Below are 12158 nucleotides of genomic sequence, written 5' to 3'. Positions count from 1 at the left end.
CCCCTGGTCTATCAGTCCGTCGGCACGCCGACAGCTTCCCAGGCCTTCAGGACGGCCTGGATCTCCGCCCCCTCGCCGTAGCGCGCCTTCGCCGCCGCCACCGTGGCCGCCGCGAACTCGGAGAACCGGGTCTCGGGGGTGAGCGCCCCACCCGTCATCACGTCGTACCAGATCTGCCCGGCCCGCTCCCAGGCCTTGCCTCCCAGCTCCGTCGCCGCCACGTAGAAGGCGTGGTTCGGGATGCCCGAGTTGATGTGGACCCCGCCGTTGTCCCGGCTCGTGCGGACGTAGTCGTCCATGTGGCCCGGCTGCGGGTCCTTGCCGAGGACGTCGTCGTCGTACGCCGTGCCCGGCGCCTTCATCGAGCGCAGCGCCGTCCCCTGCACGTTCGGGTGGAAGAGGCCCTCGCCGATCAGCCAGTCGGCCTGGTCGGCGCTCTGACCGAGCGCGTACTGCTTCACCAGCGAGCCGAAGACGTCCGAGACGGACTCGTTGAGCGCGCCGGACTGGCTGAAGTACTCCAGGTTCGCCGTGTACTGCGTGAAGCCGTGCGCCAGCTCGTGGCCGATCACGTCCACGGGAAGGGTGAAGTCGAGGAAGATCTCGTCGTCCCCGTCGCCGAACACCATCTGCTCGCCGTTCCAGAAGGCGTTGCCGTAGTTCCGGTCGTAGTGGACGGTCGCGAGCAGCGGCAGCCCCGCGCCGTCGATCGAGTCCCGGCCGAAGGCCTTCAGGAAGAGGTCGAAGGTGGCACCGAGCCCCGCGTACGCGCGGTTGACCGTCGCGTCCCCGGTGGCCTCCTGGCCCTCCTCCCGCACCACGACGCCCGGCAGCTCGGTCGAGCCCTGGGCGTCGTGGATCGTGCGCCGGGGGCGGGCGGGCTCGGCCGGCGTCGCGGTGGGAGCGGTGGCCGGACGGGCCAGGAGGCGGCCGGCCCGGTTCGCCGCGTCGGCGACCAGGGTGCGCCGGGCGACGGCCGCGACGGCCGGGTCGGCGGAGGCCGCGAGGTGTTCCAGCAGGTGCGGCGGCACGATCGTGCAGAACACCGGGTGGGTGGATGCGTACGCGTGGGAGGTCATGCCAGCAATGTGGCACTGGGTCACACGACTGTCACTACATGCGACCATGATCCGCGAAATGGAGTGATTCGTCACGCTTTCGTTTTATCGTCCCGGCCGTCCCGCATACTGGAACAAGATGTCCGCGCTCCGCGGACCTGAGCTAGGCTGCGGCCATCATGCGTTTCGGGCTGCTTCTCCTTAGCTGCCGCGGCGAGGGCCTGTAGTCGTAGGCCGACCCCCTCCCCGCGGGACCTGGTGTTGCGTCGAAGTCGGCCTCCCCCGAGCTCTTCATGAGCAGGGGCGACCCCCACTCCCGCAGAACCCGAGGAGCCGTACGCGATGTCCCAGCCCGTTGGCCGCCCGACGCCCATCACCAACGCCACCCAGATGCAGAAGCCGTCCGGGATGCCGATCCACAAGTACGGCCGGTACGAGGCCGTGCACATCCCCGATCGCACCTGGCCCGAGCAGCGCATCACCAAGGCCCCCCGCTGGCTCTCGACCGACCTGCGCGACGGCAACCAGGCCCTGATCGACCCGATGAGCCCCGCCCGCAAGCGCGAGATGTTCGACCTGCTGGTGCGCATGGGCTACAAGGAGATCGAGGTCGGCTTCCCGTCCTCCGGCGACACCGACTTCAACTTCGTGCGCTCCATCATCGAAGAGGGCGCGATCCCGGACGACGTCACCATCTCCGTCCTGACCCAGGCCCGCGAGGACCTGATCGAGCGGACCGTGGAGTCCCTGGTCGGCGCCAAGCGCGCCACCGTCCACCTGTACAACGCCACCGCGCCCACCTTCCGCCGGGTCGTCTTCCGCGGCTCGAAGGAGGACATCAAGCAGATCGCCGTCGACGGCACGCGGCTGGTCATGGAGTACGCGGACAAGCTGCTGGGCGACGAGACGATCTTCGGCTACCAGTACAGCCCCGAGATCTTCACCGACACCGAGCTGGACTTCGCCCTGGAGGTCTGCGAGGCGGTCTGTGACGTATGGCAGCCCGAGGAGGGCCGCGAGATCATCCTCAACCTGCCCGCCACCGTGGAGCGTTCGACGCCGTCCACGCACGCGGACCGGTTCGAGTGGATGTCCCGGAACCTGACCCGCCGCCCGTACATCTGCCTCTCCGTCCACCCGCACAACGACCGCGGCACGGCCGTGGCCGCTGCCGAGCTGGCCATCATGGCCGGTGCCGACCGCATCGAGGGCTGTCTGTTCGGTCAGGGCGAGCGCACCGGCAACGTCGACCTGGTGACGCTGGGCATGAACCTGTTCTCGCAGGGCGTCGACCCGCAGATCGACTTCTCGCAGATCGACGAGATCCGTCGCACCAGCGAGTACTGCAACCAGATGGAGGTCCACCCGCGCCACCCCTACGCGGGCGACCTGGTCTACACCGCCTTCTCCGGCTCCCACCAGGACGCCATCAAGAAGGGCTTCGACGCCATGGAGGCCGACGCGGCCGCCGCGGGCAAGACCGTGGACGAGATCGAGTGGGCGGTGCCGTACCTGCCCATCGACCCGAAGGACGTCGGCCGCTCCTACGAGGCCGTCATCCGGGTCAACTCGCAGTCCGGCAAGGGCGGCATCGCGTACGTCCTGAAGAACGACCACAAGCTGGACCTGCCCCGTCGGATGCAGATCGAGTTCTCGAAGATCATCCAGCAGAAGACGGACAGCGAGGGCGGCGAGGTCACCCCGGCCGCGATCTGGTCGGTCTTCCAGGACGAGTACCTGCCGAACCCGGACAACGCCTGGGGCCGTATCCAGCTGCGCTCCGGCCAGACCACCTCGGACACCGACGGCACCGACACCCTGACCGTCGAGGCGGTCGTGGACGGCGTCGAGACCGTCCTGAGCGGCTCCGGCAACGGTCCGATCTCCGCCTTCTTCGCCGCGCTGCAGGCGATCGGCGTGGACGCCCGGCTGCTGGACTACCAGGAGCACACGATGAGCGAGGGTGCCTCCGCGCAGGCCGCCTCGTACATCGAGTGCGCCATCGACGGGAAGGTCCTGTGGGGCATCGGCATCGACGCCAACACCACCCGCGCCTCGCTGAAGGCCGTCATCTCGGCGGTCAACCGCGCCTCGCGCTGACCGCGGCGACCGTGTGGCGGGCCGGCGGCCGCGGTCCCCGTCACCCTTTCAGGTCTAGTTGAGGAAGCCGCACCGGAAGGCGGGCCCGTCCACCAGGACAGGCCCGTTTTCCGGTGTCGCGTCTCGGCCAAGTCGATGGCGATCTGCTGACGGGGTGCTGACGCCACATCAAGGATGTGGCTAACATCACTCCCCACGTCGGCAAAGTCGCCGGTTCGTCAAGGGAGGTGCGGCGTGCTGTCTGCAGGGGAGTCACGCGGACGAAAAGTAACGCTCTGCGGCATTCGTACCTCCTGGAACACCGTCGGAGACGGCGAGTTCTTCTGCGAGGAGTGCGGCGGGGACCGCAACTACCGCCGCCGGACCGGACGTCGGCGGTTCGCCGTCCTCGGCGTGCCGCTGCTGCCCCGGGGCCACGCGGGCCCGGTCGTCGAATGCGCCGCCTGCCACACGCACTTCGGCACCGACGCGCTCGACCACCCCACGACGAGCCGCTTCGGCGCGATGCTGCGGGACGCCGTGCACACCGTCGCCCTCGCCGTCCTCGCGGCCGGCGGCACCTCGTCCCGTACGGCCGTGGACACCGCCGTCGCGGCGGTCCGCGCCGCCGGGTACGACGAGTGCACCGGCGTCCAGCTCACCGACCTGGTCGAGGCGCTCGCCGCCGACACCGGCCGGTTCCTGCCGGACGCGGACTGCGGGGGCGCGGCCCTCGCCATCGAGCTGCACGAGGCCCTTGAGCCGCTCGCCCCGCACCTGGCCGCCTCCGGGCGGGAGTCGATCCTGCTCCAGGGCGCCCGGATCGCACTCGCGGACGGGGCGTACAGCCCGGCCGAACGGGAGGTCCTGAACACCGTCGGCAACGCGCTCGCCCTCTGCGCCGACGACACGGCCCGCCTGCTCACCGAGGCACGGACCCTGCTCTGAGCTACGGCGCGATGTTGTGGTTGAGGCGGAAGAGGTTGTCGGGGTCGTAGCGGCGCTTGACCGCCCGCAGCCGGTCGTAGTTCTGCCGGTAGTTGGCCCGTACGCGGTCCTGGTCGTCGGTGTCCATGAAGTTGACGTAGCCGGCCTCCTGGGTGTGCGGCCGTAGCGCCTCGTCGTACGCCCGCGTCCAGGCGATGTTCGCCTCGTTGTCGGCGGGGTCGGTGTGCGTCGTGCCGAAGGCGGCCGAGAAGGAGGCGTCGCGGTAGGCGAACGCGGTGTCCTCGGGGCCGACCCGGTGGCAGGCACCGTCGATCGGGAAGAGGGCCGTGTCGCTCTCCATCGAGGGCATCGTCTCCCCGTAGCGGATGTGCACGTCGATGGCGCCGTCGCTGAGGTCGCGGCTGAAGTTCCCCTTCCAGTAGTGGTACAGCCCCGGCGGCAGGTCCTCGTCGAAGAGCGTGTTGACCACCGGGTACGGCATCCGCTCCACGAACCGGCCGACGACCGGGCCCAGGTCGTCGAGCACGCCCAGGACCTTCTCGTCCTCGGTGGCGGGACCGCTGAAGCACGTCAGCAGGGCGCACACCGGGCGGCCGTGCCAGCGCTCCGGCAGGAACGGCAGGTCGGGGCCGAGCACCATCACGAAGATCGCGTTGAGCTCCTCGGGAGCGGTGGTGATCATGTCGCGCCAGCGCCGGGCCACGTCGCCGTCGAGCGGATAGAAGGCGACGCCGCCCAGGATGTCCGACACGGGGTGCAGGCGGTAGACGAGTGAGGTGGCGACGCCGAAGTTGCCTCCTCCGCCGCGCAGCGCCCAGAAGAGGTCGGGGTGGCGTTCGGCGTCGCAGGTGAGGAGGGTGCCCTCGGCGGTCACGACGTCGGCCTCCACGAGGTTGTCGCAGCTCAGCCCGTAGCGGCGGGCCAGGTTGCCCATCCCGCCGCCGAGGGTGAGCCCGGCGATGCCGGTGCTGGAGACGACCCCGCCGGTGGTCGCCAGACCGAAGGCGTGCGTGGCGTGGTTGAAGTCGCCCCAGGTGCAGCCGCCTTCGGCCCGGGCCGTACGGGCCACGGGGTCGACGCGGACCGACCGCATCCGGGAGAGGTCGACGACGAGCCCGCCGTCGACGGTGCCGTACCCGGCGACGGCGTGGCCGCCGCCCCGGACCGCGAGCGTCAGCGCGTGGTCCCGGGCGAAGCAGACGCCGGCGATCACATCGCCCACGTCCACGGCCCGGACGACCACGGCGGGGCGGCGGTCGTGCATGGCGTTGTAGACCCGGCGGGCGTCGTCGTAGGCGGGGTCGCCGGGGACGATGACGTCACCTCGGACGGAGCCGCGCAGGATGTCGAGGGAGCCGGGGAGGGTCTGTGTGGTGTCCATGAGCCCGTTCTAGGCCTCGGGGAACGGCTCCGGCATCGCTCGAACCACCCACTTCCGGGCGTGGGCCGGGCATGGGTGAAACGGCCTATGTACGGGAGGGGGCCAGGCCGTGCGCGTAGGCGTAGGCCGTGGCGGCGGTGCGCGAGGTCACGTCCAGCTTGGCGAAGATGTTGTTCAGGTGGCGGGCGACCGTGTGCTCGCTGATCACCAGGGCCTGGGCGATGTCCCGGTTCGTGCCGCCCTCGGCGACCAGCCGCAGCACCTCCGCCTCCCGGGCGGTCAGACCACCGGGCAGCGCGTGGCGCCGCCGCTTCGCCAGCAGGGCCGCCGCGCGGCGGGCGTCGGGCAGCGCGCCGAGCCGCTCGAAGGCCGCCCGCGCCGCCGTCAGCTCCAGCCGGGCGGCCTCCTCGTCACCGGCGGCCCGGTCGGCGGCCGCGAGCAACATCCGTACCTGCGCGGCCTCGTACGGCACACGCAAGTCCAGCCAGCCCGCCAGCGCGCGGCTCAGCGGCAGCAGGGCCGGCTCGTGCCGCGCGAGCGCGAGGGCGCCGCGCGCGGTGTCGGCCATGGCGGCCAGGAGCGGGGCGCCCCCGCCATCGGCGAGCCCCTCCAGCTCCACGACCGCCGCCTCGGCCCCGTCCACGTCCCCGACGGCCAGGGCCACCTCCGTCTGCGCGGCGAGCAGTCGGGCCCGGCCCAGGAGGCCGTGGCGCGCGTCGCAGGCCAGGGCGAGGCGCAGACCGGTCACGGCCGCGTCGGCCTTGCCCTGCGCCAGCCGGAGCAGCGCGAGACCGGGCTGCGGGACCAGGCCCAGCTCATGGGCGTGCGCGTACGAGAGGGCGGCGGCGTCGAGGCGCCCCTGGCGACGGCGGATCTCCCCGGCCTCGTAGTACGCCTCGGCGGCGACGTCCAGGCTGTCCACCATCACCTCGGTGCACACCCGCCCGGCCTCGTCCTCGGCGAGCGTCCAGGCGCCGAGCAGATCGAGCACCTCGACGTGGTGGATCCGGCACAGCCCGCGGAAGGGGTTGTCGGTGAGGGCCGCGGCGGCGGTCGCCGCCGGTGGCCCGGGGTCCGCGACGGAGCCCCGGGACGGTGTCCCGGCGGCGTCGCCGTCGGAACCCGGGTGCCGCGTCCCGGCGTCCGCGGCGGTGGCCGGGCCGGTCGCCGGCGTTTCCGGTGGGCGGATGTGCTGGGACCACGGCGCCTCGCACCAGGCCATCGCCGCGTCCGTCCACTCCACGGCGCGGGCGAAGTCCGCCGCCTCCATGCACTGGGTGAGCGCCAGGCAGAAGACGAAGCCGGTGAACGTACCGCTCAACTCGCCTGCCAGGACCGCGACCATGGCGTCGTCCAGCAGGGCCATGCCCTCCGCCCTGCGGCCTTCCGCGAGGAGCACCGCCGCCCGGGCCTGGAGGCTCAGGGCCACGAGATCCGGGTCGCCCGACGCGGCGGCGATGCGGTACATGCGCTCCGTGGCGGCCAGCGCGGCGGCCGGGTCCCGGTGCTCCTGGGCCTCCTCCGCGTCCGTCCAGGCGAGGAAGCACTGCTCGGGGCAGTCAGGCACGTGCTCCAGGTGGTGCCGTGACCGGTGCAGCCAGCCCGCCGCGGCCGCCGGGCGGCCCAGGGAGCGGTACTCGAAGTGCAGCCACCACGCCACGTACCCCGCGCCCCGGTGGTCGCCCGCCGCCACGTACGCCGCGTGGGCCCGCAGCCGGGCGGCGACCGACTCGTCCACGTGGCCCGTCCACCACGCGGCGTCCGCGAGCAGGTCCAGGTCGCCCGGGGTCAGCGCGTCGAGGGGGTGAAGGTCGGCCTCGGACAGCAGGGCGTACGCCTCGGCCCACGATTCCCTGGCCGCCGCGGCCCGTGCCCGGCCGACGGCGGTGGCCTGTTCGACGGGGACGGCAGTCACGGCCGCTCACTTCCCTTCCCGGCCCTCCACGCCCCTCCGGTCCTTCCAGGGTAGGGCGGGTCGGGGCGACCCGCCCTGGCGCCGGGAACCGCCGTGAACGGCCGGCGACCGCCGTGAACGGCCAGGGACTGCCGGGGACCTCCGGCGACCGCCGTGAACGGCCGGAAACTGCCGGGACCTCCGGCGACCGCCGTCAGCCCAGTTCGACGCCGCTCGCGCGGAGCATGTCCTCGCGCTCGACGATCTTCACGCGCTCGCGGCCCTGGGGCTCGCCCAGCGCCTTCTCGGCGGCGTCGAGGGCGTACCAGCCCTCCCACGTCGTGTACGTGATGCCCTTGCCCTCCAGGAAGGCGACGACCGCGTCCGTCTCCGGGGTCTCGGGCGTGAGCAGCCGGCCGTTGGCGAAGTCGTCCAGCAGGTTCGCGACCGTCTCGTTGGCGTCGCCCTTGGTGTGGCCGATGAGGCCGACCGGGCCGCGCCGGATCCAGCCGGTGACGTACGTCGACGCCAGGTGCCGGCCGCCCTCCTCGATGACCCGGCCGCCCTCGTCGGGGACGGTGCCGCTGGCGATGTCCCAGGGCAGCTTGGGCAGTTCGTCGGAGAGGTAGCCGACGGCGCGGTACACGGCCTGCACGTCCCAGTCCGTGGTGGTGCCGGTGCCCTTGACGTTGCCGGTGCCGTCCAGCTCCGTGCGCTCGGTGCGCAGGCCGACGACCTGGCCGTCCTCGCCGAGGATCTCGACGGGCGACTCGAAGAAGTGCAGGAAGAGCTTGTGCGGGCGGTCGCCGACGTCGCGGATCGCCCAGTTCTCCAGGGTCTTGGCGACCATGTCGGTCTGCTTGTTCTTACGGCGCTCGGCGATCGAGCCGTCGTCGTAGTCGATGTCCTCGGGGTTGACGATGACCTCGATGTTCGGCGAGTGGTCCAGCTCGCGCAGCTCCATCGGGCTGAACTTCGCCTGCGCGGGGCCACGGCGGCCGAAGACGTGGATCTCGACGGCCTTGTTGGCCTTCAGCCCGTCGTAGACGTTCGGCGGGATCTCCGTCGGCAGCAGCTCGTCCGCCGTCTTGGCGAGGATGCGCGCGATGTCGAGGGCCACGTTGCCGACGCCGAGGACGGCGACCTTCTCGGCCGAGAGCTCCCAGGTGCGGGGGACGTCCGGGTGGCCGTCGTACCAGGAGGCGAAGTCGGCGGCGCCGAAGGAGCCGTCGAGCTCCACGCCGGGGATCTTCAGCTCGCGGTCGGCCATGGCGCCGGTCGAGAAGACCACGGCGTCGTAGAACGAACGCAGGTCGTCCAGGTGCACGTCGGTGCCGTAGTCGACGTTGCCGAAGAGGCGGACCTGCGGCTTGTCGAGCACCTGGTGCAGGGCCGTGATGATGCCCTTGATGCGGGGGTGGTCGGGCGCGACGCCGTACCGGATCAGACCGAAGGGGGCCGGCATCCGCTCGAAGATGTCGATCGACACGCCCGGCTCGGCGGCGGCCTCGGACTTCAGCAGCGCGTCAGCGGCGTAGATCCCGGCGGGGCCGGCGCCGACGATCGCGACCCGGAGGGGGCGGGGCATGTCAGGTTCCCTTCGCAAAACGACGTGACGACGAGGGGTGTCGTCACTTAGGTCACCCTAAATAACGCCTGAAGCGTGGTGGTACCCGCCCCCGGTCTATGACCTCATAAGGCTGGCTTATGGGTGGTCAAAGGCTGTCTAACCGGGTGGTGGTCCGCGGGGAGCCGCCCTTCCGGGGTGCTCAACTGCCGACCGGTCCGCAGTTGAGCATTCCGAGGCGCGCCCGTTCCCGCCTGTTCAGCAGTGCGGCACCTTTTCGTTGACCCCCCGCGAGTGTCGCCCGCACTATTCCATTCGTCGCCGCGAAGACATCGAATTCCGGTGAGGAGTCGAGGCTTGTGCACCCTTCTCCTGAACGGACTTGACAATTCTGTCGAATTTCGCAAGGCGCGGACTTCACCCTCATTTCTGAAAGGCCATTCCTGTGACGATCATGGACGCTCCCGTGGACAGCATCACCGCGACCCGCTCCGCCGCCCAGCAGCTTCTCGAGGCGGGCAACATCCCGGGCTCCTACGTGGACCGCGAGAGGATCGCGGAGATCGACGCGACCCTCGCGCGCAACAAGGGCCAGGTGGCCGAGGCGCTCGCGGCCGCGAAGAAGCAGTACTCCATGGAGCACTACGCCCGCACGACCGCCCTCCTTCCGGCCGACCTCGTCACCGCGCTGCGTGCCGAGGCCCGCAAACTGGCCGACACCAACACCCGTCGTATCGACATCAAGGTGCCGGTCACCGGAAACACCCCGCGCCGCCTCGGCAGCCTGCCCAATTCGCTCTTCCAGGAGCACAGCGAGCTCTTCGCCGCCCTCTACAATTCCTCGGAATTCCGCTCGCTTCTCTCCTCCGTCGTCCAGACCCCGATCCTGGACGCCACCTTCGAGGACGAGAAGATCACCGGCACGCACCAGAACCGCGTCGGCGACACCCACGGCTGGCACTGGGGCGACCACGAGTTCGCCTTCATCTTCATCGCCGAGGCCCCCTCCATCGAGCACGGCGGCATGCTCCAGTCCTGCCCGCACACCGCCTGGGACAAGGCCGACCCGGCCGTCCACGAGCGGCTCGCCGAGGGCACGATCCGCACGTACCACCACGGCGCCGGCGAGTCCTACATCTTCAAGACGGACACCAGCCTGCACCGCACGGTCCCGATCGAGACCGAGGGCGTCGAGCGCATCATCATCAACCTCACCTTCGCCAGCTTCCGCGACTGGCTGGAGGAGAAGTCCTACGAGACCACCAACGCCGTCTACACGGACTGAGCGCGCACCGCGCCTCCTCCCGGCGGGCCGTCCGGACGCATCCGGGTGGCCCGCCGGTCTCCCCCCAGCCCTTCATGAAGGAGAGATGGCAATGGCCGACGCCCTGCCGCTCGACGCGATCGTCCTGGCCGACATCGCGATCGTCCTGGTGGCCGGCGCCGCGATGGTGCGGCTGAGCCGGCGCCTGCACCAACCGCCCGTCGTCGCGGAGATCGCCGGGGGCATCATGCTCGGGCCGAGCCTGCTCGGGCTGCTCCCCGGCGATCTTCCCCGGCTTCTCTTCCCGCCGGAGGCGCGCCCGCTTCTGTCCGTCGTCGCCCAGGTCGGCCTGGTGCTGTTCATGTTCCTCGCCGGCTGGGAGCTGGACCTGAGCCGGCTGCGCGGCCGGGGCGCGGCCCTGACCTCGATGGCGGGGGCGGCCATGGTGGTCCCGTTCGCCCTGGGGGCCTGCGCGGCCGCCGTCCTGTACGGCTCCGCCGCCCCCGCGGGAGTGAGCGCCGGCACCTTCACGCTCTACCTCGCCACGGCCTTCTCCATCACCGCCTTCCCGGTCCTCGCGCGCGTCATCCGTGACCGTGGTCTGTCCCGGACCAGGGTGGGCGCCCTGGCCATGGCCTGCGCCGCCATCGGCGACGTGGTGGCCTGGTGCGTCCTGGTGCTCGTCGTGGCCCTCGCGGGCGCCGGCGGCACGGGGGAGTTCGGCACCGTGGTCGCGCTCACCGTGGCGTACGGCCTTGCCATGGCCTTCCTCGTCCGTCCGCTGCTCGGCCGGGTCCTGGCGGGCTCCTACGGCCGGGCGGACGGCGCCGTCCTGCTCGCCGTGATCAGCTCCGGGGCGCTGCTGTCCTCGGTGGTCACGACCTGGATCGGCATCCACGCCATCTTCGGGGCGTTCGCCTTCGGCCTCGCCATGCCCCGGCGGTCGGCCCCGCGCCTGCACGAACAGGTCGCCGTCCCGCTGGAGAAGGTGACCGGGCTGCTCCTGCCCGTCTTCTTCGTCGTCACCGGTCTCTCCGTCGACGTCACCGGACTCGGCTGGTCCGGACTGCTCGTCCTGCTGGCCGTCCTGGCGGCCGCGGTCGTCGGGAAGTTCGCCGGCGCCTCGATCCCCGCCCGGCTGTGGGGGATGAGCTGGCGGGAGGCCGGTGCCTTCGGTGCCCTGATGAACACCCGCGGCCTCACCGAGATCGTGATCCTCGGGATCGGCCTCGAACTGGGGCTCATCGGGCCCGACCTGTTCACCGTCATGGTGCTGATGGCGCTCGTCACCACCGCCATGGCCGGTCCGCTGCTGCGCGTACTGCGCGCCGACGGGCCCGCGCGGGCCACCACCTCCGTACCCCTGAAGGAAGAGCCGAGGGCCGTCGAACCGGCCCTCGGCAGGTGATCACCATGCCCACTCCACGATTCCTCGGCTACCACCGGCGTCAGGACGGCGCCGTCCACATCACGTACGGCTGCCGCACCCTCGACGTCGTCCGCGACGAAGGGCAGGTCTCCGCACTCCTCGCCGCCCTCGCCGCGGGAAACCCGCAGAAGGTACTGGCCCACTGGGCGGCGGCCGGCCTGCGGCACCGGGGCGGAGCCGCCTCGTGAAGCCGAGAGCCACGACGGCCAACAGCCAGGGCTACCGGATCGAGGGCAACGCCCCCCAGCTGGCAGGCCACTTCGCGAACGCCCGGATCGAGGGGCTCGTCGGCTGGACCTGCCTGGGCGACGACGTCCACGTCCGGCTCGCCCGGATCTCCCTCCGCGTCAACCTGCACGACCTGCGGCACTCCGGCCGCCTCCACTTCCGGGCCGTGCACGACGGACCCGGCAAGGACCGCACCTGGACGCGGCGCGTCCCGGGCGAGGCGACCCCGAAGGACGTCGTCGCGCTGATCGTCTCCGACATCGACGCCATCCGCGGGGAGTTCCGCCGACTGGAGTGACGGCCCCCGCCG

Annotated in this window: 10 protein-coding genes; 6 read left to right on the top strand and 4 right to left on the bottom strand. The window is 71.5% G+C overall.

Annotation, left to right across the window (positions count from 1 at the left end; genetic code table 11):
- Positions 1-11: 11 nt before the first annotated feature.
- Positions 12-1079, bottom strand: a complete 1068-nt coding sequence (locus ACWF79_RS07695) for a M4 family metallopeptidase (RefSeq protein ID WP_453727134.1) — start codon at positions 1077-1079, stop codon at positions 12-14.
- Positions 1080-1400: 321 nt separating this feature from the next.
- On the opposite strand from ACWF79_RS07695, the gene leuA reads away from it, so the two are divergent.
- Positions 1401-3158, top strand: a complete 1758-nt coding sequence (gene leuA, locus ACWF79_RS07690; RefSeq protein ID WP_453727133.1) for a 2-isopropylmalate synthase — start codon at positions 1401-1403, stop codon at positions 3156-3158.
- Between the two features lie 234 nt (positions 3159-3392).
- Positions 3393-4085 (top strand): TerB family tellurite resistance protein, encoded by a 693-nt coding sequence (locus ACWF79_RS07685; RefSeq protein WP_453727132.1) that lies wholly within the window; start codon positions 3393-3395, stop codon positions 4083-4085.
- 1 nt (position 4086) lies between these two features.
- Here the strand turns inward: ACWF79_RS07685 and ACWF79_RS07680 are convergent, their stop codons facing one another.
- The 3 genes from ACWF79_RS07680 to ACWF79_RS07670 all read right to left on the bottom strand — a co-directional run bounded on the left by ACWF79_RS07680 (position 4087) and on the right by ACWF79_RS07670 (position 8948).
- The gene (locus tag ACWF79_RS07680; protein WP_453727131.1) at positions 4087-5466 is read right to left on the bottom strand and encodes an FAD-binding oxidoreductase; all 1380 of its coding nucleotides are present in this window, start codon (positions 5464-5466) and stop codon (positions 4087-4089) included.
- 85 nt (positions 5467-5551) lie between these two features.
- Positions 5552-7381, bottom strand: a complete 1830-nt coding sequence (locus tag ACWF79_RS07675) for a LuxR C-terminal-related transcriptional regulator (protein WP_453727130.1) — start codon at positions 7379-7381, stop codon at positions 5552-5554.
- A gap of 193 nt (positions 7382-7574) precedes the next feature.
- The gene (locus ACWF79_RS07670) at positions 7575-8948 is read right to left on the bottom strand and encodes an FAD-dependent oxidoreductase (protein WP_453727129.1); all 1374 of its coding nucleotides are present in this window, start codon (positions 8946-8948) and stop codon (positions 7575-7577) included.
- A 433-nt stretch (positions 8949-9381) separates the two neighbouring features.
- Here ACWF79_RS07670 and ACWF79_RS07665 point away from each other — a divergent pair, with 433 nt between their 5' ends.
- From ACWF79_RS07665 to ACWF79_RS07650, 4 genes are all read left to right on the top strand, one after another.
- On the top strand, positions 9382-10212 hold the full coding sequence (locus ACWF79_RS07665; protein WP_453727128.1) for a HalD/BesD family halogenase: 831 nt from the start codon (positions 9382-9384) through the stop codon (positions 10210-10212).
- A gap of 91 nt (positions 10213-10303) precedes the next feature.
- Complete coding sequence (locus ACWF79_RS07660; protein ID WP_453727127.1) at positions 10304-11599, top strand: cation:proton antiporter; 1296 nt, start codon at positions 10304-10306, stop codon at positions 11597-11599.
- Between the two features lie 5 nt (positions 11600-11604).
- Positions 11605-11808: a hypothetical protein gene (locus ACWF79_RS07655; RefSeq protein WP_453727126.1), complete on the top strand. Its 204-nt coding sequence runs from the start codon at positions 11605-11607 to the stop codon at positions 11806-11808.
- Positions 11805-12146, top strand: a complete 342-nt coding sequence (locus tag ACWF79_RS07650; RefSeq protein WP_453727125.1) for a hypothetical protein — start codon at positions 11805-11807, stop codon at positions 12144-12146. Before ACWF79_RS07655 ends, ACWF79_RS07650 begins: the two co-directional genes overlap by 4 nt.
- The last annotated feature ends 12 nt before the right edge of the window (positions 12147-12158 follow it).

The organism is Streptomyces sp. NPDC054975 (assembly GCF_053609105.1).
The sequence above is the reverse complement of the archived record's forward strand: the minus strand, read 5'-3'. Positions and strand labels throughout refer to the sequence as shown.

Excerpts from the sequence above, each read along its gene's own strand:
- ACWF79_RS07670 (WP_453727129.1), bottom strand. The coding sequence starts at position 8,948 with ATGCCCCGCCCCCTCCGGGTCGCGATCGTCGGCGCCGGCCCCGCCGGG.
- ACWF79_RS07665 (WP_453727128.1), top strand. The coding sequence starts at position 9,382 with ATGGACGCTCCCGTGGACAGCATCACCGCGACCCGCTCCGCCGCCCAG.
- ACWF79_RS07655 (WP_453727126.1), top strand. The coding sequence starts at position 11,605 with ATGCCCACTCCACGATTCCTCGGCTACCACCGGCGTCAGGACGGCGCC.
- leuA (WP_453727133.1), top strand. The coding sequence starts at position 1,401 with ATGTCCCAGCCCGTTGGCCGCCCGACGCCCATCACCAACGCCACCCAG.
- ACWF79_RS07680 (WP_453727131.1), bottom strand. The coding sequence starts at position 5,466 with ATGGACACCACACAGACCCTCCCCGGCTCCCTCGACATCCTGCGCGGC.
- ACWF79_RS07695 (WP_453727134.1), bottom strand. The coding sequence starts at position 1,079 with ATGACCTCCCACGCGTACGCATCCACCCACCCGGTGTTCTGCACGATC.
- ACWF79_RS07660 (WP_453727127.1), top strand. The coding sequence starts at position 10,304 with ATGGCCGACGCCCTGCCGCTCGACGCGATCGTCCTGGCCGACATCGCG.